The sequence below is a fragment of the Flavobacteriales bacterium genome, from assembly GCA_016704485.1.
Lineage (GTDB): Bacteria > Bacteroidota > Bacteroidia > Flavobacteriales_F > PHOS-HE28 > PHOS-HE28.
Genome location: JADJAA010000001.1, coordinates 238,726 through 264,140, shown reverse-complemented (window position 1 = coordinate 264,140; position 25,415 = coordinate 238,726). Strand labels below are relative to the sequence as shown.

Sequence of the window (25,415 nt, the reverse complement as noted above, 5' to 3'; positions counted from 1 at the left end):
CGCGGATCGATCGAATGAGCCGAACGTCATGGTCCGCTTAATGGCAGAATGAGGATCTTTTCATCGAGCAGAACGTAGGATCTTCCTAGCTCTACGCGAACATCCCGGATCGTTTCACTTTCAGGAAGCGGGATCTCGATCGGTGTTATCTCGAACGAACGCATGTCATAGCGCTGCAATCCATCCTCTCCATAGAAATAGATCACACCACCGCGAACTTCAAAGCTTTGCATATTCAACAGCGGGATCGTGCGTGCATAGGTTCCGAACAGATCGAACACCAACAATCCATGTTCCTTGTCATGAACATAGAGCCAATTATCATACTCCTGCATGCAGACCGGATGCACAGTGAAGCCGAGCAGTTGATCGATCCTTCCGGTATTCGCAGTACGCCTTAGTTGTGCATCCACGCGAACGAGTCCCATTTCCCGCTCATCATAGAACCAGAAATGATTCTGAACGCTCATACAAGCCAGCACCACTTGTGTGAACCCGCTTCGAGAGAGGTTCATGACACTACCTTGAACACTCAATGTATTGTCAAGAACAACAAGTTGGCCCTGTTCCGGAGCGAACAACATCGGCTTCAAGGAATAGAATGCATCGATATTGCCAATGCGTCCGAATGTCTTCACACTATTGCGTAACCAACTTTTTCCTTCGGTATTGAACAATTCCAGCTCATCACCGTGGAGCGTATAACTATTGCCCAATTCATCCGTCGTGAATTTATCGAAGTGGCCATTGATCACGATGGGCTGATCAACAACTTGTGCGTGCGTGTTCGCGCAGCATACGAACGTGATCAAAAGAAAAAACGCCTTCATGCTAATTCCGATACCAGCAACGCATCAAGGTACGTACGGTCATTACTCAATCGTGGAACTTTGTTCTGTCCGCCCAGTTTGCCGCGTTGTTTCATCCATTCGTAAAAGGTGCCCGGAGCAACTGCGTGCACAATGGGTAGCACAAGCGCCATATCACCTTTGCGTTTCGCATCGTAATCCGAATTCAGTTGGCGCATGGTCATATCCAGAACTTCCACGAATCGGGCCGGATCATGTGGAGCATCCTTGAATTCAATGATCCACTCGTGTCCACCAAGGTGTTCGGTATCCATATATATTGGTCCGGCAGTGTATTCATTCACAACGGCTCCTGTGGCGTCGCAAGCGGCTTGTATCCCCTTATCCGCATTCTCAACGATCAGCTCCTCGCCGAAGGCATTGATGAAGCTCTTTGTGCGACCACTGACCTGCACACGGTGTGGTGCAAGGCTGGTAAAACGAACGGTATCACCTGGCATGTACCGCCACAATCCTGCATTGGTACTGATCACGATCGCATAGTGCGTATCCAGCTCCACCTCATGTAAAAGCAAGGTCCGCGGCTTGGCATTATCCAGTTCGCTCAATGGAATGAACTCATAGAAAATACCGTAATCCAACATCAGCAGCATGTCATCCGCACCGTGGCGGTCCTGTACCGCGAACGACCCTTCGGAAGCATTATAGCTTTCCAGATAGTTCATGGTAGGAGATGGGATCAATGCCTCGAACTGTGTGCGATAAGGTCTGAAGCTCACGCCACCATGCATGAACAATTCCAGATTGGGCCACACTTCAAGAATGTTCTGTTTTCCGGTGAGCTCAAGGATCCGTTTCATCAACACCAATGTCCAAGAGGGTACGCCAGCAATACAGGTCACATCTTCGCGCATGGTCTCGCGCGCCATCTGTTCGATCTTAACTTCCCAATTATCCATCAACGCGGTTTCCATCACGGGTGTTCTTCGGACCTCGACCCATATCGGTAGATTCCGGATAATGATGGCACTCAGATCGCCGGAATAAGCATCTGTCCGGAACTGTTCAATGTTGCTGCTACCACCCACGACCAAACTCTTGCCCTTGTATAAATTGCTTTCTGGGAACTGTTGATAGTGGAACGCGATGAGGTCCTTACCGCCTTTGTAATGGCATTCTTCCAGCGCCTCACGACTCACCGGAATGAATTTGCTACGGTCGTTGGTCGTACCACTGCTTTTAGCAAACCAACGTACATCCGTAGGCCACGTAATATTCTGTTCACCCTTGCGCAATCGCTGTACGACCGGTTTTAGGTCGTTGTAATCCTGCAACGGAACACGACTGCGGAATACATCGGGGTTGGTGATGGACGCAAAGTGATATTTACGACCCCACTCGGTATACTTGGCAGCTTGTATCAGTGCCAAGAAAACCTCCAACTGGGCCATACCTGGATTATCCCGGAACAGTTGGATCTGTTGCAGACGTTTCTTTATCAAAAAAGAGACGAGCGCGTTCAAAGGCATCTGGTTTCTACTAGCGAAGTTCGTCAACTTATTCGATCAAAACACTATCGGATCGACACATGGTTCATAAACGTTGGGTCTTGTTGATAATAAAATGTGTTCCCATCAACGTACCTCAACGAAAAATACGGCTTTTTCATTTGAACGGTATTATTTCCGGTTGAATACCTTCACCGAAAGTTGAAAAAAAAAATACGGATGGTTGACGGTTTCCCGATATCGAAAATGCCAGCGATCATCGATGGCGAAGTGCACTATGCGATCAGGTCGCCGGATGGACTGATCGATCTTTCTCCATACATCGGTAACCATTTCGCAGTGCACGCAACAGGAGCATTGAGTTGTTGTAGCTGCGGGAAACGCGTGAAAAAATTCTACGGGCAAGGCTTCTGCTTCCCGTGTTTGCAGAACGCGCCGGAAGCAGCGGAATGCATTGTACGTCCCGAGTTGTGTAAGGCTCATCTAGGTGAAGGCCGCGACCCGGAATGGGAAAAGGAACATCACTTTACGGAGCATATCGTTTACCTCAGTCGCACTTCTGGGGTCAAGGTGGGCATCACACGAAGCACGCAGGTTCCAACACGTTGGATAGACCAAGGCGCAGTTGCTGCGTTGGCCATAGCACGCGTGCCTTACCGTCAGTTGGCAGGAGAGATCGAAGTGAACTTGAAAGCTGACTTCGCAGACCGCACCAATTGGCGCGCTATGCTTAAAAAAGTGGAACCGGACAGCGAAGGTCTGAAGGACATCCGAGATCAAGGATTTGCATCACTACCAGCGGAACTGCATCAGTATCTATTGCCGCAAGAGCAGCCCTTGATCCTTGAATATCCACTGCTGGCTTATCCCCCGAAAGTTACTAGCGTGCAATTGGCCAGGACACCTGAGGTAAGTGGAAGATTAATGGGAATTAAAGGTCAATATCTGATCTGGGAGGATGGTCGTGTGTTGAACATCCGGAACCACACGGGTTATCATGTGAACATAGGATGAGGTGCTTTTTGATCGTGTTCTTGTTCGCTTGCATCAATATGGTGAATGCCCAGGTGAATTGGTCATGGCAACCCTTAGCGCCCTTACCCATGCCAACGGCGAATAATGCCGTTTGTGCGGCCATGGTGAACGGCGATCACCGCGTGTATTCGTTCGGCGGTATCACAACGGGTCTGGAATTGGAGAATATCCATCGCGAAGCATACATGTATAGCAATGCTTCAGGAAATTGGACAGTTCTGCCACAGATGCCGGATACGTCCGGAAAAATTGCTTCCGCAGCAAGCGTTGTGGATGGAATTGCCTATGTCATCGGAGGGTACCATGTTTTTCCGAATTCACCGTTCGAGCGCAGTTCCGATCGGGTTCATCGGTTGGATCTGAACACGAATTCGTGGTTGACCGATGGCGCTTCAATTCCCATCCCAATTGATGATCATGTCCAGGTTATTTGGAGAGACAGTCTGATCTATGTGGTTACCGGATGGAGCCAGAACACGAATGTGCCGGCCGTACAGATCTATGGTCCTGCGTTGGACCTTTGGTCGGTTGGAACACCTGTGCCGAATAACAATACCTATAAGGCATTCGGAGCGAGTGGCACGATCATCGGCGATACGATCTTTTATTATGGCGGTGCATCATCATCGGGAAGTTTCAGTGCCCAGTATGATCTACGAATTGGGGTCATAGATCCAGCGGACCCTGCTCAAATAACCTGGTTACCGGCTGTAGCTACGCTTAGGAATAGTTACCGGTCCGGTTGCGGAACGTTCAACGGTAGGCCGTTCTGGGTGTGCGGCTCGGCCATCAGCTACAATTATAACGCGGTCGCATACAATGGTAGTGGTATTGTGCCACCGGTGGCTGAATTAGCCGAGTTCAATTCCAGTAATACCCTAATAGCTAGCGAAACTGACCAGGCCATAATGGACATCAGAGGCATTGGGCAAACAGCGAATGGCTCATTTCACGTTTGTGGTGGCATTGGATCAGGAGCCGATGCTCTGGATACGTGTTGAAACTTGTTCAACCCACCGTAGGAGTGAGTGAACAAGTTTCAACACGTATCCAACTATACCCCAATCCATCTACGGGTATTATCCATTTTTCATGGTCTCATACAGAAACGGATGCACTGCTATCAGTCGTTGATGCATTAGGCCATACACTTCGAACAGCCCGTTCTATGGGCGATCCAGGGAATATGGATCTATCAGATCTAGCACCCGGTCTATACATATTGGAACTTTCTACAAGAACCTCCGTAACAAGGGTCAGGTTTTGGTTAGTTAATTGAATGCTAGGGAAAGAAAAGCCCCGTACCGGCAAACGCTGGATACGGGGCTTTTCGAATTCATGCCAGTTGAACTGGCAAACAATTACCTGATATTCAGATCGAATTCCATCCGGGCTTGTATACCCATTTGCTTGCGAACCTCTGATGCACGTTTGAATTGACCCAACAACTCGAGATCCTCACCCATTACTTCACTGGCCACCCAAGCTTTGGTCTGTCCACTGAGGTCTTCCAGTAGTTGTTCAAATAGATCCTTCTGCACAGGCAACTCTACCGTGGAATAGTTCGTGAGTCCTGCAATATCAGCTGCCGCTTTAATGGCATCTTCCAAACCGCCTAGTTCATCCACAAGGCCACGTTCTTTAGCATCAATACCTGTCCAAACTCGCCCTTGGCCGATGCTATCCACTTGATCTACGGTCATTTTCCGACCTTCTGCAACACGCTCTTTGAACGTGGTGTAGAAATCATCCACATATCCCTGAATGATCCCTTTCTCTTCTTCGGTCAATGGGCGGGTAATGGTCATCATATCCGCGAATTTGTGTGTTTTAGTACCATCAAAAGTGATCCCTGTTTTATTGTTGAAGAATCCCTGCATGTTGGGTATTATCCCGAACACACCAATGGAACCGGTGATGGTATTCGGTTCTGCGAAGATCCGCGTTGCAGGAGCGCTGATATAATAACCTCCTGAAGCAGCTACGTCACCCATGCTCACTATAACAGGCTTGACCTTGGTTGCCAGTTCGACCTCACGCCAGATCACATCACTCGCTAGTCCGCTACCACCAGGGCTGTTCACACGGAATACAATGGCTTTAATGGTCGTATCTTCACGTGCTTCGCGAATGGTTTCGGCGAGGGAGGTACTTCCGATGGTTCCCTCAGAACTTTCGCCGGAGGAAATGCCCCCCTCAGCATAGATCACCGCCAACTTACCGTTGCTTGATCCGTCGTTCTTCAAAGAGAATGAAGGCGTGAATGTTTTGGCATATTTCCGCAGTTGCACGAACTCAATCGCTTTTTCTTTGTCCAAGGCCATTTTATCCTTCAGGATATCAAGGACCTCATCGCGGAATTTTATTCCATCGATCATCCCTAGCGCTAAAGCATCGTCTGCGTTACGGACCTCTAAGCTGTCCGCAATGACATTCAGTCTTGCCTTATCCAGTTTCCGGCTATCGCTTATTGCCGTCAGATACTCGTTCCAGATCCCGCTGAGCAATGCGCGGTTCTGCTCTTTGTTGGCTTCGCTCATATGATCCTGGGTATACATTTCCCCGAAGCTTTTGAACTTGTTATTGGTGCCACGGATGAATTGGATATCGATATCCAATTTTTTGAACAGACCATCGAAGAACATGTATTCACTGCGTAGACCCATGAATGCCAGTTCTCCTTTCGGCTGCAAATAGACCGCGTCTGCTGCTGTAGCCAGATAATATGCACCTTGCGAATACATTTCGCTATAAGCGATCACGGGTTTACCGCTAACGGCCTTGAATTCCAGGACCTTTTCACGGATCTCCTTGATCGTGGCGAACCCGGTCTGCAACGAGGTAAGGTCCAAGAAAACACCTTCAATGTGGTCATCGGTCTTTGCGTTCTCCAAGCTATTGAGCAATGTGTTCAGGCCGATCCTTGCTTCTGCTTGAAATGGTCCAAGATCGATCTCGAACGGATCTTTTTCACCGCGATCCACGATCTCCTTGTCCAACATTAAATGCAACACGGTGCCATCCTTGATGTTTGCAGTGTTGCCTGTACTGTTCAGCCCTGAACTAATGGCAGCGGCTACCATACCTATGAAAATGAACACCAATAGCACACCGACCAGAAAAGTTCCGATCATGGAGGCGAACATGAATTTGAAGAATTGTCTCATTAAAAGCGCTGGTTTTGATTCTCGGCACGAAGCTACGGTGGTATTGCGACTGCATATTCGCGCAATACACGAACGGATAGCGCCCGGGATGGAAGGGACGAATGGTCAGTGGATGCAAGAAAGCATGTGAGCGAACAGTGCTTGATCCGAATATTCCAGAACCATTACCGCAGAATGCCCAAGGCATTTCTAGCCTTGATTATCACTTTGCTCAGGTTAGTTTTACGCCCTATGTTGGCCGATGATGAAGTGCTCCTATTACTGGGAGGTAACGTGGGTGAGTCGCACGAATACCTTCGGGAAGCCGAAGAAAAATTGGCGCGAGCTACTGGCTCCGTGATCGCTCGAAGTCGGGACCACTGGACCGAGCCCGTAGGTTTTAAGGATGATCGGCTTTTCTTGAATAGAGCATTGATCTTACGGACGGAGAAGGCCCCGATTGATTTGCTTGAGATCTGTTTGAACATTGAATCAGAGGGTGGTCGTATTCGGACCGGGAGCGGTGAATATGGTTCAAGAACATTGGATATTGATATCCTGTTGTACGGAAATCGGGTTGTGGAAAGTAGTGAACTTCAGATCCCGCACCCGAGATTGCACGAACGCTTATTCGCCTTGTCTCCGGCGGCGGATATTTGTCCGGATGCCCTTCATCCAACGCTTCATTTTACGGTTCTTCAATTGCTAAGCAAGATAAGCCGTTCCTAATGGAGGTGAAACGATCAGCACTTCCGTACACCTACATTGCCGTTGAAGGACTTATCGGTGCTGGTAAGACCACCTTGGCGAAGCGTCTTGCGTTGGAATGGAGTGGCCGTTTGGTATTGGAGGAATTCGATGATAATCCGTTCTTACCCCGATTCTATCAAGAACCGGACCGTTACGCCTTCTCAGTGGAGTTGTCATTCTTGGCCCAACGGTACCACCAACTAAAGCGTATTACCGAACAGGATCTATTCACGGAATGCACGGTAGCGGATTACTCGTTGGGCAAATCCCTCGTATTCGCAAGTGTCACATTACCTACTGATGAGGCCGCATTGTTCAAGGATCTATACAGTATCATGTACAAGGACCTGCCGAAACCAGAGCTTGTGGTCTATTTGCATTTAAGTATGGACCGAGTGCGTGAACGGATCCGTACGAGAGGCAGGAGTTATGAACAACAGATCAGCGTCGATTATTTGGATCGATTGCAAGAACGTTATTTGGATCATTTACAGAAATATTCAGTACAAAGTGCGCTTGTAGTGGACCTTGGAGGTAGTGATCTTCTGAAAGATATCGATGCCTATGAGCGGTTCGTCGAATTGCTTTTAGAGCCGCGTGCAACCGGGTATAGCGTGGTAACACTGTGAATCGAACGTTTGACTGTCAACAACTGTGTAAAATAGGAATACGATGGTAGCCGAATAAGTATTTATACTTGCACTCGAAAACCCGAAAAACGGATCGAATTCATGGAAAAGCGGCACTTAAAGGCCCTGTCAGTCTTGTCTCTCTCTGCACTGATGTTCGCAGGATGCGGTGGCATCAAGAAAATGAACAAGAATGTGGCTACAATTAAATACACGATAAATCCCGATCCATTGATCGTTCAAGGGGATTCTGTTGAGGTGAATATCAATGGAAATTTCCCGCCGAAATATTTCTACAAGAAGGCCTTTGCGGAAGTTACTCCGACATTGACCTATACAGGAGGGGAAACACCTTATAAGACCGTCTTCTTCCAAGGTGAAAAGGCTGTTGGAAACAATACCGTGATACCCTACGAGACGGGAAAGGCTTATACCTATACACACAAAGTGGCTTTCACGCCTAGCATGGCAGAGAGCGAGCTTTATGTGAATATCCTCGGAAAGCAAGGAAAAGAGGGTAAGAAGGAGCTACAATTCGAGAAATTCAAGCTCGCCGATGGTGTTATTACCACGCCTTACTTAATGTTGAATGACGATAAGGTGTTGATCGGTAAGGATGCATTCCAACGGATCACGAGCCATTCACAGGATGCAACTTTGAATTACCTGGTTAATTCAAGTTCAGTTCGGTCAACGGAAATAAAAGATGCGGACATCAAAGCAATGGCTGATTTCATTAAAGGTTTTGCTGCAAAAGGCAATATCCAGGTGAAAGGAATGACCATTGATGCTTGGGCCAGCCCTGAAGGCGAGCTAAGTCTAAATGAGAATTTGGCTGATGACCGTGCAAAAAGCGCAATGAATTGGGCCAAAGGAGATTTCAAACGTGCCAAGGTGGATAGCGCCAAGGTTGATGCGTTCTACACATTGAACGCACGTGGAGAGGACTGGGATGGGTTCAAAAATGCAATGCAGGCAAGTAGCACCGTTCCTGATAAAGAACTGGTCTTGCGCGTGTTGGAGATGTATCCTGATGTTGCTAAGCGTGAGTCAGAGATCAAGAACATGGCTGCTACATATAAGGAGATCGCTGAAGAGATCCTGCCTCAATTGCGCCGCAGTGAAATGAAGTTGAACTTCGACCTGGTTGGTAAAACGGATGAACAGCTTACGGAGATGAGCCGTACACAACCGGATTCATTGAATGTTGAAGAACTTTTGTTTGCAGCAACCTTGACCACTGACCTGAATGAGAAGGCACGTATCTATAAGGAAGCGGAACGAGTTCATCCTACGGATTTCCGTGGTGCAAACAATGTTGGCATGATCTATATGATGCAGAACAAGTTGGCCGAGGCTAAGACTCAGTTCGAAAAAGCGAACGGCATCCAAGACAATCCATTCAGCACAAATAACCTAGGCGTTGTTGCGCGTTTGAACGGTGATCGCAAAGCAGCAAGCGATCTGTTCAAGAAGGCTATGTCGGCGGGTCCTGAGGTTAAGTACAATCAAGGCCTGATCGACATTCAGAACGGAGATTACAGTGCCGCAGTAGGCAACATGGGTGGTGAGAAAACATTCAACTCAGCACTGGCAAAAATGTTGGGCGGAGATGCAGCAGCGGCAGGTACTCTATTGGAAGGTAGCCCGGATAGCGATAGCGCAATGGGCCATTACCTGGCGGCGATCATTGCAGCACGCTCTAATAACGGCGACGGTGTTCGCAACCATATCGGCATGGCGGTGCAGAAAGATGCAAGCTTACGCGACAAGGCAATGAAAGATCTTGAATTCCGCGCATTCAAAGGCCAATTGGGACTTTGATCATTCAGTGAAATTTAGAAGAAGCCCTCGCCGAAAGCGAGGGCTTTTTCAATGAGTATGCCCCGTGGTCGATAATGTCCGACAAAATTGGTTCTGGATAACGAATTCGGTCAGGGCGAATCTGGGATCCATAGGCAATGCTGATCGATCCTTTTGCTTCTTGGTCTACCTTAGAATATGTAGTAGACCTCATTCGCCTAGATCAAGAGAGGACCATGATCCGGCAATTCGCAATGGTAGTTATGACTGAACATACGCTCTTGATCCAGCCGACCATATTCTTGCTGGTCAGAGGTTCTGGTTTCATAGAGGTGTGTCTTTCGTTTCCCCTAGATAGATAATTCGTCAAGAGGAGTTGCCATTTTCACGCGGCATTCCGCATCTAATTCCATTGTGATGATCGCCATTTATTACCAGCCGATCTGTACGTTGGCCCTTTTAGTTCAAAGCGGAATTGTGTCAATGTATTCCAGAAAAATCGATATCAAAAAAAGGCCCCACAGAAGCAGGGCCTTTGAAATTTTAAGAGTACTAGATCAGAATACGATCTTCTGTCTTCGCAGTCGGAACCTGTATTTTTTCGACTTGCTCTTGTATTTGTAGATCTTATAGTGGACCTCCAGTTTAAAGAATAGGAATGCATCCAGATCGTCGGGGTCACCACGCTGCTGACCAGCAAGAGTAGCATATTCCAACCCATCATTGTTTAAGGTCGGATTGGCCAAATAAGCGGCCTCAGGACCATGTGCTGCGGCTAGCGCGTCGCCGTCATAATAGTTCGTACTGACATCATCAATATAGTCGGTAAAGGTCTTGGAATATTGCAATTCCAGACCGTAACTCCATGAACGGCTTAGCGCCTTACGAAGTCCAACACCCATTGGAATGGAGACCGAGAAATTGGAATACGGATCCGCACCACCTGGTAATCCTTGGCCTTCCGTACCTAGCGGGCGAAGTTTTACCCACGCATTATTGAACTGCGCTTTAGGGTCAAAATAGATACCGCCAACACCAACAAAAGCATAAAATCCAACGCGAGAGGATTTAGTGCCTTTCACTCCTCTAAGATCGTAAACATGGCCAAGTTCTTCGCTGAATAGGTGGAATTCAAGAGCAAGGCTCAGCTCGAACAGATCGGTCTTGAAATTCAGATTCCGATTATTACGGAAGAGTTCTGTGGTCAGATTGTCATTCCCGGCCAATATCCCATAACCCAACGTAGTTCGCAATGCCATTTTGCGTGCGAGAAAGTAACGATAGGCAAGGCTGACGGCAGGTCGTGTCTGGCTGAATTCAAGATCCCAAACGAATGGAGATCCTATCTCATTCCTTCCACCCAATTCACCTAAAAAATTGGCAACACCGAAACCGCCGGAGATCTCGTGACGGTGTGATTTCCAATAGCTCGATTGGCGGAAGTACTGTCCGAATACCGGCCCAGTGACAAAGCACCCGACCAGGACTATAAGAAGAGCACTTCGTTTTAACGATCGGTTCATGGTTGCCGGTCCGGACGCAGCCAAATATAGACGGTTTCTGTTAGGCAACAACAACTTCACTTGAAAGAAATCCCAACATCATATCCTGCGAAAATACGAAAGGTTGTTCAAAGGGTTTCAGGAAATTTATGTGAATGCTCTGTGATGCCCGTTAACATTGGTAAAACGAATAAATTGTTGGGGCCTCGTTTTATGATCGACTTTCGTGATTCAATGAAGTGAACTCATCCACCAAAGAACGATCCCTGCACATACGGAGACGTTCAATGAGTGTTTACTGCCGTGTTGAGGGATCACTATGCTGCCATCACACACCTGGATCACTTCATCAGAAACACCGTTCAACTCATTTCCGAATACGACCGCGGTCGGTGTTGTAGCGCTTTTGATCTCGTTCAAGGAGATAGCATTGAGGGTCTGCTCTACGGACCAGACTGTATAGCCTTGGTTCTGAAGGTTTTGAACAGCTGTTCTTGCATTCGGTGCGTGTTCCCAAGGCACGGAGTCGGTTGCCCCAAGCGCGGTTTTCTCGATCTCGCGATGCGGTGGCTTTGGTGTATATCCACAGAGTATCACGCGCTCAGCACCGAATGCATCAGCCGTTCGGAAGATCGAACCAACATTATGCCTGCTGCGTACATCCTCAAGCAATACAATAAGAGGCCGTTTAGGAGCCGCGAAGTTTACTGCTGGAGCTGGTCTATCCAGTTCTTCCATTCTAAGCTTACGATCTCCGGATGGCATAATTTGTTGGGAAAAAGTGAAAAGAAGCAGTTAATGGAACGTAAAAAACGGTAGCAGTGGCAGTACCTTTCCGGCTTACTTCAGACCATTCGGAGAGGCGTCCAATACGGGTGGCGAAAGTAGTTTTTCTACGATGGGAAGGAGTATGAATAATATAACATGGCCAAAGTAAAAAGCTCGGAAACCCCATTGATGACGCAATTCAACGGCATCAAAGAGAAGTATCCGGATGCCATACTGCTCTTCAGGGTCGGCGATTTTTACGAAACGTTCGGGAGCGATGCAGTCATTACAGCCCGTGTGCTCGGGATCACGTTGACGAAGCGGAACAACGGGGGAAATTCAGAAATGGAATTGGCCGGGTTTCCCCACCACAGTTTGGATAATTACTTGCCTAAATTGGTACGTGGCGGATACCGAGTTGCGATCTGTGATCAGTTGGAGGATCCGAAGACAACAAAGACCATCGTAAAACGCGGTGTTACTGAAGTAGTTACACCCGGAGTTTCGTTCAGTGATGACCTGATCGATCAGCGTAGCAACAATTGGCTCGCGTCCGTTTGCGGGAAGGATGGTCGATATGGTATCGCATTCCTGGATGTTACAACGGGCGAGTTCCTTGTGGCTGAAGATGATGCTGAACAAGTGAAGAAATTGCTTGCTGGCCATGCACCAAGTGAGTTGCTTGTTCCCAAAGGTGGAAATGATGCGGTGATCGCGGCATGCATTGCACAGGAAAGGACCTTCCCGCTTGACGATTGGGCGTTTACGGATGATTTCGCGCGGGAGCGATTATTGCGGCAATTCAGTACGTCCAGCTTGAAGGGCTTCGGTATTGAAGAACTGAAATTGGGACAGCGTGCAGCAGGTGCGATACTGCATTATCTGGGTGAAACGCGTCATGAACGAGTGTCCCACATTGATCGGATCTCTTGGATCCGGCCGGAAGCCCATCTTGGGTTGGACCGCTTTACTGTTCGCAATCTGGAACTGATCACACCCGTGAATGAGGGTGCGCGCACCTTGCTCCAAGCAATGGATACGTGTGTTACGCCAATGGGGTCACGTTCGTTGAAACGCTGGATCCTGCTGCCATTGTTGGATCGAACTGAGATTGAACAACGTTTGGATCGCGTTCAGGCGTTTGTCGAGGGTGGAGAATTAAGCGATGAGATCGGTATGGAGCTTGATCGGATCAGTGATCTGGAGCGTCTCGCCGGTAAGGCAGCTGCAGGGCGCATTAATCCGAGGGAAGCGCTACAGATGCACCATGCATTGCAAGCCGCTGAGAAGATCCGACTACGCTTGAGTGATGAGAAGGGTGCTTTGTTGATTGCAGCGAAATCGATCGATCCACCATTGGCAATAGCGGAACGGATCGCAAGCATTATAGAATTATCCACGCCGGTCGCAGTGAATAAAGGCGGGGTAGTGAGGGAGGGTGTAAGTAAGGAATTGGACGAATTGCGCCATACCAGTACACATGCGAAGGAATTATTGTTGGACGTGCAACGACGTGAAAGCGAACGTTCCGGCATCACCTCGCTTAAAGTGGGTTTCAACAACGTGTTCGGTTATTATTTGGAAGTGCGTCATACCCATCGGGATAAGGTGCCACCGGAATGGGTCCGTAAACAAACACTTGTAGGTGCCGAACGCTATATAACCGATGAACTGAAGAGCTTGGAGGAGCGCATTCTAGGAGCGGAGGAGCGCATTTTGGCGTTGGAGGCGGAGATCTACGGTGGGTTGATCGACGAGATCATACAGGTGGTAGGCAAAGTGCGGACCGCCGCAGCTGGCTTGGCATCATTGGATGTGCTACGCGCATTTGCGTTGAATGCTATTGCGTTCCGTTATAACCGACCAGTGTTCAACGATGGCAAGGTCTTGAATATCACCGGCGGAAGACATCCCGTGATCGAACAACAGTTGGCTCCTGGGGTTCCGTATGTTGCGAACAATGTTCTCTTGGATCCGAACGATCAACAAATGGTGGTGATAACCGGTCCTAATATGAGCGGTAAATCGGCCTTGTTGCGGCAAACAGCCTTGACTGTTCTCATGGCACAGGTAGGTAGTTATGTGCCGGCCGAAGCTGCGGAAATGGGCATCATTGATCGTGTCTTTACGCGTGTTGGTGCCAGTGATAATCTTTCCACCGGTGAGAGTACGTTCATGGTGGAAATGAACGAAACGGCCAGTATTCTCAATAACTTGAGCGATCGGTCATTGGTCTTGTTGGATGAGATCGGCCGGGGAACAAGCACCTATGATGGTATCTCCATTGCATGGGCAATTGCCGAGTATTTGCACGAGGAAGTAGGTCGTCCGAAAACGCTTTTTGCGACGCACTATCATGAGTTGAATGAAATGGCCGCAACATTCCCAAGGATCCGCAATGCCAATGTTGCAGTGCGTGAAGTCGATGGAAAAGTGTTGTTCCTCCGAACATTGGAACCGGGAGGTAGCGATAGAAGCTTTGGGATCCATGTTGCCGAGATGGCCGGCATGCCCAAAAGGGTAATTCTCCGTGCTAAGAAAGTATTGTCACATTTGGAGAAAAGCCATGCTGGAAATTTAGGTGGGAATGATGATCGGACCGGTCCACACGTTGTTCCAAAGGACATAGAAGGAATGGGCCGAGAGCTGCAGTTGAGCATTTTCCAGTTGGATGATCCTGCGCTGGAAAGGATCAGGGATGAGATCACGAGCCTTGATATTGACACGCTTACACCGGTAGAGGCGTTACTAAAGTTGAATGAGATCAAGCGATTGGTCCATCCAAAGAAGTCAAAGTTGAGCAAGGTGTGATCGGAAATAAAAAGACATGCTATATTTGCAGCCCAATTCGCGGCGGCAAGTTGCCAAAGTGATCGTATTGCGAGAGTAGCTCAGTTGGTAGAGCACGACCTTGCCAAGGTCGGGGTCGCGGGTCCGAGTCCCGTTTCTCGCTCCAGATGCCTCCCGAAATGGGGGGCATCGTTATTTTTGACCGTTGTTCGTTGGTCTTTCTAGCGAATACCCCTTACCCGGGTGGTGAAATGGTAGACACGAGGGACTTAAAATCCCTTGGTCCGTAAGGGCTGTGCGGGTTCAAGTCCCGCCCCGGGTACATTCTTAGCTGCGATCTGGCTGATTCTCCAGACACGCAAAGGCAAGGGCTTCAGAAGTTTACATCTGAAGAGTTTCAGTGTGGTTCTTTGCTCTACTTGTCCATAGGCACATCACTTTGGCACCCCAGACCACATCTTTTCAATTGGAAGACCATGACCTGCCGCGTGGTGGTCGAACGCGAATAGCACCAACACCAAGTGGTTACTTACATGCTGGGAACGCCATCAATTTCCTGATCACATCGAAACTTGCGCAAGTTCTAGGTAGCAGCATTCACTTACGAATAGATGACCTGGACGCGGAACGCGTGAGAACGGAGTATGTGGAAGATATTTTCCGCTCATTGGATTGGTTAGGGATCGAGTGGCAGAGCGGCCCGACCGGTCCGGATGATCATTTAATGAATTGGTCGCAGCAAATGCGATTGGAACGTTATGGCCTAATGGCGAAAGAATTGCGATCAACGGGCCTTGTCTATGGCTGTACGTGTACGCGGTCGCAACTACAGGAGCATAATGCGGAAGGGAGGTATCCCGGAACGTGTAGATCAGTCGGTCATTCATTGGAAGCACTAGAGAACACCTGGCGCCTTCACGTTATGGATCCAACGATGATCGAGATCAATGGGTTGAACGGAAGAACAGAACTGGTAGATCTGGTATCCGTTATGGGAGACCCCGTGATCCGTCAACGTTCAGTAGGCAACGAGATGCCTCGGGTTGCCTATCAACTGGCCTCGTTGGCCGATGACCTGGACCAAGGGATTACATGGATCGTTCGTGGTAAGGACCTCTTGGCCTCGACTGCCTGCCAGCTTCATATCGCTGATCTATTAGGTCTCGAACAGTTCGAGCAAGTTCGTTTTCTTCATCATCGGTTGGAAATGGACGATGAAGGAAGAAAGCTTTCGAAATCAGATGGCGCGACGTCGCTGAAAGCCATGCGGAAGGCCGGTGTTTCGCCACAAGTCTTTGAACGTAAGGCGGATATGGTCATTAGGGAATTCTTCAGCCCCTGAAACCAAGGACCATTTCGCGTCTCGCCCGGACGCCCTCAGGATCGCGCTGTACCGCTCCAAGATCTTCCAGTGCGTCTATATCGCGTTGTAGCGTCTTTGAGGAAACACCCGCATAAAGCCGAGCTAATTCAGGGTTGAGTAGTGCGATGGTACCGATGGGAACCGGGTCTTTTTCTTCACTTAAACCCAGCAACAACGTACGTTGACGGATGCGCTGCGGTCCTTTGATATCTTCAAAAAGGTCCTCAATATGGGCACGCCATTGTCCGTGGACCTGTGCGTTCCGTATCGCCGATGATAGCTCGCGAAGGCGATCGAGCAATCCTTTGAGGCTGTATGCCAGAAAGGGTATTGGGTCTCCAACTCCTTGCGCTGCATGACTGATCTGACGAAGAAATTCAGGCCTTGTGCGATGGTAGTGAACTGCTGAAAGGGAGGTCCAAGACCCTGACAGACCTCCTGCCGATAAGAGCTGCTGACCAATTAGCCCAGCTAGGCGATAACCTGCAACATTAAAAGGCTGGATCCAAGAGAGATAAAGCTCGGAGATAAGGCTTCGCAAGATCGCGTAATGCGGTGTTTCTTCTGGCGTAGGAGGTTGTAGCTCAGGCCCGTTCAACCAATCGCATAATTCAACCATGAACAATGGTATCATCTCAGAAGGCACCCCGGACAAACCACCGGGAGGCATAGGTCCGTCGCGCCAAACGGATCGCGGTTTCTTGCCTTCAATCTGGGTCAATGCACCGTGCAATTCCAGAATGCGTTCAGGCGAAAGTGTTCCTTGTTCAGAAGACAGTCCGGTTTGCAATCGCTTGCTTGCATGGTATAGGTTATCAAGATCGCCAAGGTCTTGACTCTGCGAAGCGGGCACGCGAAGACGACCTTCCAGATGAAGCAAGACCTGCTCAGCGCGCAACGTACTTCCGTCCAGAACAACGCGAGCTAACAACCCATAGGCAAGCAATTCTTTATCCAGCGACCGGCTTTCAACTGGCGGCAAAGGAGCTCCGCGTATATGGTTGACCATTGCTACGCACTCGCCCAATAGCAACCAAAAAGAAGGCGGTGCTTGCCTTAGATCCGTCTTGAATCGTATCCACGTAATTGTCTCGTCAAATGGCCCCATGAATGTCCAAAGAAATGGCCTAACTGATATATTGTGGACCAATATGTTACAGCAGAAGTGAACATATCCTTGTCTAAATCATTGTCCAGCATCGCGTTTTAGTGGATGTCATCCCTTATGTCCAGTGCAAAGTCCTCATATTTTCCCTTTGCTCCTACGAATTTGCGAGTTAACGAAAAAGGAACGTTCAAGGATCAGATCTTGAACAAGGGTGAGAAACGAGTAAATCTTTTTTCAGAACCGGAATAATGCCAGTATGTCAATAGAAGATCAACGTGCAACGTTGTTGGATTGTAACTATTGGAACAGGGTCGTTCCGAGTCCATCGTAGCGGAATTCACTTTCCTTAAGTCCGCTCAAAAGCCGTACGATGCCACGCTGATCACAGTGACCAACGCAGCCAGAACGCCGATCAATAATGCCGCGATCGCAAATCCCTTACCTGCCAACTCGTGGACCCTACCGCGGCGTAGCGCGATCCCCGCAAAGGTCAAGGTTACTACGATACCAACGATCACCGCGATGAATTCCAGCGTTGTAAAGGCCAAGAACACAGTCGCTAGTGCTGCCAATAATGATGGAATGGCCCAATGGTTCCACTTCTTTTTTGGCATCAGATCCTCTTGCTCGGTGACCTGATCGGTATTGGAATTGGTTGCCCGCCACTCTAGTTGCGGGTCGGTAACGGTTCCGGAACGTAATGAATTGGGATACTCCTCAGCGAGAGGAACTTGGTTTCCAGTGCTGGCCAACATTTCGTCCGAATCACAAGGAGTGCTCCGGTCGTAAGTCCTATTCCATTGGTTCTCAATAACATTAGGTTGTGTTTCTCGGGCAAGGGTCGGAGGGTGCGCCCTATTCTTCCGGATTCCAAGATCCACATGCCACCCTGGGCGCAGCGAACGCTTTACGAATCGTCCATCACCTGCGAATTCTTTGCTGGTGCCGCAGCCGATGATCAACAGCAGGGTGAAAAGCGGCCAGAACTTCGAAAAGAATGCGATCGGTTTGAACATGTATCAATGAGTAGACCCGGTCGATGAATCAAGGAGCAAGGTAGAACAGCCCAGTGGACCAGCTCAAAGTGCTTTCACCAATTGGAATGTATCTCCGTCGAACAAGCCAAGGTCACTCATTTTCAAATGCGGTATCACGAGCAACGCCATGAACGAAAGTGTCATGTAGGGCGAACCCAACGTGCTGCCAAGGTCCTTTGCTTCTCGATCCATGGCAGCGTATGCGTCGGCAACGATATGCGCATCGGCATCCGTCATGATCCCTGCAACTGGTAACGGTAGGATCCGATGTTGGTCTCTATTCGCCAAGCTGATACCGCCACGCTCATGGATCACCAAATTGATAGCGGTGCATAGGTCCTCGTCGTTGGTCCCTACAGCAACGATATTATGGCTGTCATGGGCCACGCTGCCTGCAATAGCGCCTCGTTTAAGCCCAAAATTGGTGATCCAACCTAGTGCAATAGGCTTATTGTCATAGCGATTAACCACGGCGATCTTTAGCAGATCCTTGGTGGGGTCAGCCACGCAAGCTCCTGCGATCACGGTAGGGGCGATGTACTTCTTTCGCGTGATCAGTTGCCCGTCCAATGCCTCGATCACAAGAAGGTCTTTATCTGTTCCCGGGACCTTGAATTCGGATACCTGCTTTGGCGAGCAATTGAAATTGTTCGGACGTTCAGCGGGTACGCTTTTGATCAACGTATTCCCATCTATCGCCACCAACTGGCCTTTGATCCATGTGCGCAGTACGCGGAAATGCATAAGATCCTTCACGAGGATCATATCCGCAGGGTCGCTGACACGCAATTGACCAACCGGGAGCTTATAGTGCTCCACTGGCACGCAACAAGCTGTCCGTAAAACCTTGAACAGATCAACCCCGTGCGCGATCGCGCGTGCGCAAAGCACGTTGATGTGGCCAGTAACCAGACCGTCCGGATGTTTGTCATCGCTACAGAACATCATTTTGCCAGCATGATCATTCAATAAACCGATCAAGGCATCGAAGTTCTTGGCTGCGCTGCCCTCACGGATCTGGATCAACATACCGTACTTCAACTTATCGAGAGCTTCTTCCGCTGTGAAGCATTCGTGATCGGTGCTTATGCCTGCTGCAATATATTTCCGTGCATCCTCGCCGCGCAGACCAGGCGCATGGCCATCTACAGGTTTATCCAAGCGCCTCGCATGGGCGATCTTTTTCATTACCTCAAAAGTGCCGTTCAAAACGCCAGGGAAGTCCATGACCTCGCTGAGATAGACGATCTCTTTTCGCTCCATCAAAGCGCCAACTTGATGGGAATCAACCACGGCTCCAGCGGTCTCGAATTGTGTTGCTGGAACACAACTGGGTGCCCCGAAGAAGAAATGGAAGGGCACCTTTTTGCCGTTCTCGATCATGTATTCCACGCCTTCCACGCCCAGCACATTGGCGATCTCATGTGGATCGCTGATCGTGGCAACCGTGCCGTGAGTTACCGCTAACCGGGCGAATTCACTGGGTACCAACATGCTGCTTTCCACGTGCACATGGGCATCTATGAAGCCTGGTAGAAGATAGCCTTCTACCGGATCGGCCAGTTCCGTAATGCTCTTGATCCGACCATTCGCAATGATCACATCAGCTGGAAAAATGCGTTCGTTCGGAATATCGACATAGTTGCCGGTAATGGTCTGTTCATCCATGTTGTGGTGCGAAGGTCGGAACCGATCTTCATATAGGTTGGCATAGATCGCCTTAGTGAAGGGCATGGAGCTCACCGACGAAGAACCAATTGGAATAATGATCAAAGCATTACAACGCTGAACGGCAGCTGAAATTGGGATGAACGGTGGCATTGATCCACCCACTGCTTTGCGGCAAATGCAAGTTGGTTCATCTTTGTGGCTGATCGAAACAATTATCTGTTCATCATGAAACAGCTGCTCTTCGTTGCCTTATCCCTTATATCGCTTGCTCAGTCCTTTGCACAGTTGAGTGCATCGGCATCACCACTTTGGTTAAGAAGCCCGGCGATCTCACCGGATGGCACTGCGATCGTCTTCACCTATCAAGGGGATCTTTGGCGTGTGCCTGCCATTGGCGGGCGGGCGCTATTGCTCACCACCCATGAAGCCATGGACAGTGATCCGGTCTGGAGCCATGATGGCAAATGGATCGCATTCAGTAGCAATAGATATGGCAACAAAGATGTGTTCATCATGCCCAGTGATGGTGGACTTGCAACAAGGTTGACCTTTCATTCCTCCGATGATACGCCTACTGATCTTACACCGGATGATTCTGGCGTGATCTTTTACAGCAACAGACTGGATGCGGTCAGCAATCAACTTTTCCCGATCGGTGGTATGGGTGAACTGTACTCGGTTCCTGTTTCCGGAGGTCGTGCAACGCAGATCACTACGATGCCTGCGCAACGAGCTAAATACGATCCTTCCGGAACTAAATTGGTGTATCATGATCTGAAAGGATATGAAGATGAAATGCGCAAGCACCACACCTCCTCCGTAACACGCGACATCTGGACTTATGATCTCGCGAACAAGGAGTACACCAAACTGAGCACTTATGAAGGTGAGGACATAGATCCCGTATGGTCGGCAGATGGTTCGAGCATTTTTTATTTAAGCGAAGATCCGCTGGGGCCAGTGGAAAGTCGCACATCGTTCAATGTATACAAGGTTGCGGCAACAGGAGGAACACCGCAGCGGATCAGCAACCTGAAAGACCATCCGGTACGTTCGCTATCCATCAGTAAAGTTGGTATACTTTGTTTCAGTTATGATGGTGAGCTTTACACGTTAAAAGAAGGCGAAAAGCCTGCGAAGATCGATGTGAACGTTGCTACGGATGGGCGCTACAACCCAGCAAGAACGATCACCGTTAATGGCAAGGTTTCGGAATTGGAAGTATCGCCAAGCGGAAAGGAGGTCGTTTACATTTCTCGCGGTGAAGTATTTGTGAGTTCAGTTGCAGAAGGCACCACGCGGCGTATAACGAACACGCCGGAACAAGAGCGATCGGTCAGTTTCAGTCCGGATGGTCGGGGAATACTCTTCGCTTCGGAACGCAACGGATCCTGGGATCTATACACAGTTGCTTTAACTCGGAAAGAAGAGGAGCATTTCTTCAATAGCACCGTGCTGAAAGAAGAGCAATTACTAGCGACACCAGCAGAAGAATTCCAGTCGCGTTGGTCACCGGATGGCAAGGAAGTAGCTTATTTTGAAGAGCGTACTGCTATCAAGGTGTTGAACGTAGCGAGCAAGAAAACGCGTACGGTGGTCCCGGGAGATCAGAACTACAGTTATTCCGATGGCGATCAGTACTTCGAGTGGTCCCCGGATAGCAAGTGGTTACTCGTTCAATTCTTACATCCGGACCAATGGATCACACAATGTGGACTGGTCAGTGCAACTGGAGATAAACCAGTGATCGACATTACGCAAAGCGGTTATGACCACTTTGCACCACAATGGGCCATCGGAGGCAAGGCAATGCTGAGCATCAGCGGAAGGGATGGTATGAAGAACCACGCAAGCTGGGGCGGCCAGGGCGATGTGTATGCAACATTCTTCACCCAAGAGGCCTATGATGATTTCCAAAAGACCAAAGAGGAAGCTGAGTTATTGAAAGAGAAAAAGGATAGGGAGAAGGATGATCCTGAGTCCAAGGAGGACGAAAAGAAGGACAAGAAAGACAAGAAGAAGGAGGAAAAAGAAGAACCCATCAAGCCACTGGTCTTCGAGTTGGACAACATTGAGGACAGGCGTGAACGGCTTACGATACACTCTTCCGATCTAGGTGCCGCGGTGTTGAGCAAAGATGGCGAAACACTATACTATTTGGCCAGTTTCGAGAAGGGTTATGATCTCTGGCAAACCGACCTGCGTACACGTGAGACCAAAACGTTGGCAAAGTTGGGTGCTGATGATATGGGCAGTTTGGTAATGGATAAGGAAGGGGAGAACCTGTACTTCACCAGTGACGGAAACATCAACAAGCTCGATATTGAAAAGGGCGAAGTGAAACCCATCGGCATAAGTGGCGAAATGGTATTGAACGAGGCCGAGGAACGCGCTTATTTGTTTGAGCACGTTTGGCGGCAGGTAGTTAAGAAATTCTATCGTGTTGACCTGCACGGCGTGGATTGGGATTTCTACAAGCAAGCATACGCACGCTTCTTACCACATATCAATAACAATTACGATTTCGCGGAGATGCTCAGCGAAATGCTCGGTGAGTTGAATGCTTCACATACCGGTTCAGGGTTCCGGAGCGGCATGGAGAATGGCGATGCTACAGCTAGCCTCGGTCTATTCTATGTGGACGATACAACACGCACCGGATTGAAGATCGTTGAGGTCATGGAAAAAAGCCCGTGTGCAAAGAATGGGTCGAAGATCAAAAAAGGTGTAGTGATCGAAAAGATCGATGGCTTAGACATTGCAGCAAATGAAGACCCCAGCATACACTTGAACCGGAAAGCGGATAAATACACGTTGCTCTCACTTTATGATCCAGAAACAAAAGCACGTTGGGCGGAGACCGTAAAACCCATCTCACGCGGAGAAGAGCGCGAACTCCTGTATCACCGGTGGGTAAAGCGTTGCGAGCACATCGTGGATAGTGCAAGCAATGGTACCATGGGTTATGTGCATGTGCGCGGTATGGATGATGAAAGTTACCGCACGGTATATGAAGATGCCCTAGGCAAATTCTATAACAAAAAGGCATTGGTGGTAGATACACGCTTCAACGGCGGTGGCTGGCTGCATGATGATCTCGCGACCTTCCTCAGCGGCAAAACGTACATGCGCGAAGAACCACGCGGTCAAAAATTAGGAACCGAGCCGCAGTTCAAATGGCAGCGCCCCAGCGTAGTGGTCATGAGCGAAAGCAACTACAGCGATGCCCACATGTTCCCTGTAACGTATCGTGCATTGGGCGTGGGTAAACTGGTCGGGATGCCAGTACCCGGCACGGGCACCGCAGTGTGGTGGGAATCGCTACAGAACGACATGGTCTTCGGTATACCGCAAGTGGGCATGATCGACAATGCCGGTAATTACCTGGAGAACCAACAATTGGAGCCCGATGTACGCCAACCACTTGATCCGGCCGTTGTTAGCCAAGGCCGAGATCAGCAATTGGAAGCTGCTGTGAAGTTGTTGATGGAGAATTAGCGGCATGTTCAGGTCGATATGATCAGTCCGCAATGTGATCTGCCTACTACCAACAGCGACTTAGTTTGTTCGCACAACCTATGAAGGGCAGCCCCGTGCACCTCAATCAGTGTTCATCAGATCTTTCAGCGTCATTAGCGTTCTAATCGCTCATACGCAATTCACCAAAAACTAATTCCCAAACATCTCCTTCACCCGTTCAAAGAATCCTTTGTCCTTTGATGTGGGTTTAGGCTGAAAGCCGGGGCTGGTGCGCAATTTTTCTAGTGTAGCTTTTTCGTCCTTCGAAAGGTTGGTCGGAGTCCATACGGCAACATGAACAAAGAGGTCGCCTTGTCCATGATGGTTCAGGCTCGGTAAGCCCTTTCCCTTCAAGCGCAACGTGTGGTTGGTCTGTGTGCCGGGTTCTATGGTCACTTTGGCTTTGCCAGTAACAAGTGGCACCTCGATCTTGCTTCCCAATGCGGCATCTGCCATGTTGATGAATACTTCGTGGTGCAAGTTCTGGCCATCACGACGAAGTTCCGGATGCTTTTCTTCTTCGATCACGACCAAAAGGTCGCCCGGAATGCCACCAGCAGGAGCATCGTTGCCCATGCCGCTAACATTCAACTGCATGCCTTCTTCAACTCCGGCGGGCATTTTTATTGGAACTACCACCTCTTCACGCACCAATCCTTGTGCATCACTACCGGGCGCTCGTTTGCTTACCGTTTCACCTGCGCCATGGCATGCCGGACATGTAGCAACGGTTTGCATTTGACCCAGGAACGTGCTTTGGACACGGCGTACTTGGCCACTGCCACCGCAGGTGCTGCACCGTGCATATTCACTACCTTTTCCACGTACGAGCTTGGTTACTTTGATCTTCTTTTCAGCGCCGTTGGCGATCTCCGCCAAGGTCAACTTCAAGCGTACACGAAGGTTGCTTCCTTTCATCGTGCGTCTTCCGCCACCTCCACCTTGGAATCCACCACCGAATCCGCCACCGAAAATATCTCCGAATTGGGAGAAGATATCATCCATATTCATGCCACCGCCACCGAATCCGCCAGCACCCATTCCGGGTCCGGAGTGTCCGAAACGATCAAAGTGTGCCTTCTTTTCCTGATTGCTCAGGATCTCATAGGCGCTGGCTGATTCTTTGAATTTGTTCTCCGCTGCGTCATCACCGGGGTTCTTATCCGGGTGGAATTTTATGGCCTGTTTGCGGTAGGCTTTCTTGATCTCTTCGGCACTGGCATTTCGCCTTACGCCAAGTACCTCGTAAGGGTCTCGTTTGCTCATTTATGAAGTAGTGGTGGGTTCGTTCTTGGTGTGTGTGGGCGATGCTTGCTTCGCTCCTACTCACCAACCACGACTTTAGCGTAGCGTATCACTTTGTCGTTCATCAAATAGCCACTCTCGATCACGTCCAGCACCTTGCCTTTCAGGTTCGCGGTTGGGGCTGGCGCCTTTGTTATTGCTTCATGGAACTCAGGGTCGAAGGGTTCACCTTTTACGTGCATCGCCTTTACACCTTGATCATTCATCAATTTGGAGAATTTCTGATGAATCAATTTCATCCCCTGCTTAATGACCTCAGCATCCTTGATCGTGGCGTTGTTCGTGATCGCTCGCTCCATATCGTCCATAACAGGCAACATGTTCTTCAGCGTATCAACACCCGCCATTTGCAACATCTCCAGCTTTTCTTTCGCTGTGCGCTTCCGGAAATTATCGAACTCCGCGAATAGGCGTAGGTATTTATCATTCAGTGCTGAGATCTCTGATTTCTTTGATTCAAGATCGAGTATCAGCCGCTCTGTCTCGGTCAATTCAGGCACTGCCTCTGTGTCAGTTGTAGTTTCGTTCTGCTCATCCATAGCCGATGTTTCGTTCATGGTTGCGCCTTTATCGTTCTTCAATTCTTCCTGCTCCATAGCTGGCTTTTCCTTATTGGTACTGCTAAATGGGTTCTTGAATGCCATTGGTGTTATTCCGTGGCCGTTGTGCGGC

19 protein-coding genes and 2 tRNA genes are annotated in these 25,415 nt (G+C 49.2%); 11 read left to right on the top strand and 10 right to left on the bottom strand.

All coding sequences use genetic code 11. The features are described 5' to 3' along the window. Positions 1-26: 26 nt before the first annotated feature. Both IPF95_01165 and IPF95_01160 read right to left on the bottom strand, forming a co-directional pair. On the bottom strand, positions 27-830 hold the full coding sequence (locus IPF95_01165) for a hypothetical protein (GenBank protein ID MBK6473303.1): 804 nt from the start codon (positions 828-830) through the stop codon (positions 27-29). Further along, positions 827-2,338, bottom strand: coding sequence for a GH3 auxin-responsive promoter family protein (locus IPF95_01160; GenBank protein MBK6473302.1), 1,512 nt, complete (start codon positions 2,336-2,338; stop codon positions 827-829). Before IPF95_01160 ends, IPF95_01165 begins: the two co-directional genes overlap by 4 nt. A 198-nt stretch (positions 2,339-2,536) precedes the next feature. On the opposite strand from IPF95_01160, the gene IPF95_01155 reads away from it, so the two are divergent. From IPF95_01155 to IPF95_01145, 3 genes are read left to right on the top strand one after another with little or no spacing between them, the layout of a single operon-like run. Then, positions 2,537-3,331, top strand: a complete 795-nt coding sequence (locus IPF95_01155; GenBank protein ID MBK6473301.1) for a DUF2797 domain-containing protein — start codon at positions 2,537-2,539, stop codon at positions 3,329-3,331. Next, complete coding sequence (locus IPF95_01150; GenBank protein MBK6473300.1) at positions 3,328-4,353, top strand: hypothetical protein; 1,026 nt, start codon at positions 3,328-3,330, stop codon at positions 4,351-4,353. The genes IPF95_01155 and IPF95_01150 overlap by 4 nt, the downstream gene beginning before the upstream one ends. A gap of 23 nt (positions 4,354-4,376) precedes the next feature. After that, positions 4,377-4,631, top strand: a complete 255-nt coding sequence (locus IPF95_01145; protein ID MBK6473299.1) for a T9SS type A sorting domain-containing protein — start codon at positions 4,377-4,379, stop codon at positions 4,629-4,631. Positions 4,632-4,713: 82 nt separating this feature from the next. Here the strand turns inward: IPF95_01145 and sppA are convergent, their stop codons facing one another. Continuing rightward, positions 4,714-6,519 carry a signal peptide peptidase SppA gene (gene sppA / locus IPF95_01140; protein ID MBK6473298.1) on the bottom strand — a complete coding sequence of 602 codons (1,806 nt, stop codon included), beginning with the start codon at positions 6,517-6,519 and terminating at the stop codon, positions 4,714-4,716. A 207-nt stretch (positions 6,520-6,726) separates the two neighbouring features. On the opposite strand from sppA, the gene folK reads away from it, so the two are divergent. The 3 genes from folK (at position 6,727) to IPF95_01125 (ending at position 9,701) form a co-directional block, all read left to right on the top strand. After that, positions 6,727-7,227, top strand: coding sequence for a 2-amino-4-hydroxy-6-hydroxymethyldihydropteridine diphosphokinase (folK, locus tag IPF95_01135; GenBank protein ID MBK6473297.1), 501 nt, complete (start codon positions 6,727-6,729; stop codon positions 7,225-7,227). Next, a complete protein-coding gene (locus IPF95_01130; protein ID MBK6473296.1) occupies positions 7,227-7,877 on the top strand; it encodes a deoxynucleoside kinase in 651 nt (216 codons plus the stop codon). The genes folK and IPF95_01130 overlap by 1 nt, the downstream gene beginning before the upstream one ends. 183 nt (positions 7,878-8,060) lie before the next feature. After that, positions 8,061-9,701, top strand: a complete 1,641-nt coding sequence (locus tag IPF95_01125; GenBank protein ID MBK6473295.1) for a hypothetical protein — start codon at positions 8,061-8,063, stop codon at positions 9,699-9,701. Positions 9,702-10,237: 536 nt separating this feature from the next. Here IPF95_01125 and IPF95_01120 read toward each other — a convergent pair. Both IPF95_01120 and IPF95_01115 read right to left on the bottom strand, forming a co-directional pair. Then, on the bottom strand, positions 10,238-11,203 hold the full coding sequence (locus IPF95_01120; protein MBK6473294.1) for a hypothetical protein: 966 nt from the start codon (positions 11,201-11,203) through the stop codon (positions 10,238-10,240). Between the two features lie 210 nt (positions 11,204-11,413). After that, positions 11,414-11,920 (bottom strand): RNA methyltransferase, encoded by a 507-nt coding sequence (locus IPF95_01115; protein MBK6473293.1) that lies wholly within the window; start codon positions 11,918-11,920, stop codon positions 11,414-11,416. A gap of 186 nt (positions 11,921-12,106) precedes the next feature. On the opposite strand from IPF95_01115, the gene mutS reads away from it, so the two are divergent. The 4 genes from mutS to IPF95_01095 all read left to right on the top strand — a co-directional run bounded on the left by mutS (position 12,107) and on the right by IPF95_01095 (position 16,082). After that, positions 12,107-14,761, top strand: coding sequence for a DNA mismatch repair protein MutS (gene mutS / locus IPF95_01110; GenBank protein ID MBK6473292.1), 2,655 nt, complete (start codon positions 12,107-12,109; stop codon positions 14,759-14,761). 69 nt (positions 14,762-14,830) lie between these two features. Continuing rightward, positions 14,831-14,906: transfer RNA gene (locus IPF95_01105), tRNA-Gly, on the top strand. Positions 14,907-14,977: 71 nt separating this feature from the next. Beyond that, a tRNA-Leu gene (locus IPF95_01100) sits at positions 14,978-15,062 on the top strand. A 117-nt stretch (positions 15,063-15,179) separates the two neighbouring features. Further along, positions 15,180-16,082 carry a hypothetical protein gene (locus IPF95_01095; GenBank protein MBK6473291.1) on the top strand — a complete coding sequence of 301 codons (903 nt, stop codon included), beginning with the start codon at positions 15,180-15,182 and terminating at the stop codon, positions 16,080-16,082. Here IPF95_01095 and IPF95_01090 read toward each other — a convergent pair. The 3 genes from IPF95_01090 to ade all read right to left on the bottom strand — a co-directional run bounded on the left by IPF95_01090 (position 16,072) and on the right by ade (position 19,916). After that, a complete protein-coding gene (locus IPF95_01090; protein ID MBK6473290.1) occupies positions 16,072-17,112 on the bottom strand; it encodes a hypothetical protein in 1,041 nt (346 codons plus the stop codon). The genes IPF95_01095 and IPF95_01090 overlap by 11 nt on opposite strands. A gap of 455 nt (positions 17,113-17,567) precedes the next feature. Then, on the bottom strand, positions 17,568-18,227 hold the full coding sequence (locus tag IPF95_01085) for a DUF4190 domain-containing protein (protein ID MBK6473289.1): 660 nt from the start codon (positions 18,225-18,227) through the stop codon (positions 17,568-17,570). Positions 18,228-18,290: 63 nt separating this feature from the next. Beyond that, positions 18,291-19,916, bottom strand: a complete 1,626-nt coding sequence (gene ade / locus IPF95_01080) for an adenine deaminase (GenBank protein MBK6473288.1) — start codon at positions 19,914-19,916, stop codon at positions 18,291-18,293. Between the two features lie 228 nt (positions 19,917-20,144). On the opposite strand from ade, the gene IPF95_01075 reads away from it, so the two are divergent. Then, positions 20,145-23,417, top strand: coding sequence for a PD40 domain-containing protein (locus IPF95_01075; GenBank protein ID MBK6473287.1), 3,273 nt, complete (start codon positions 20,145-20,147; stop codon positions 23,415-23,417). A 171-nt stretch (positions 23,418-23,588) separates the two neighbouring features. Here IPF95_01075 and dnaJ read toward each other — a convergent pair whose 3' ends face one another. Then, positions 23,589-24,704, bottom strand: a complete 1,116-nt coding sequence (gene dnaJ / locus IPF95_01070) for a molecular chaperone DnaJ (protein ID MBK6473286.1) — start codon at positions 24,702-24,704, stop codon at positions 23,589-23,591. 56 nt (positions 24,705-24,760) lie between these two features. Further along, a complete protein-coding gene (locus IPF95_01065) occupies positions 24,761-25,387 on the bottom strand; it encodes a nucleotide exchange factor GrpE (protein ID MBK6473285.1) in 627 nt (208 codons plus the stop codon). Positions 25,388-25,415 lie beyond the last annotated feature (28 nt).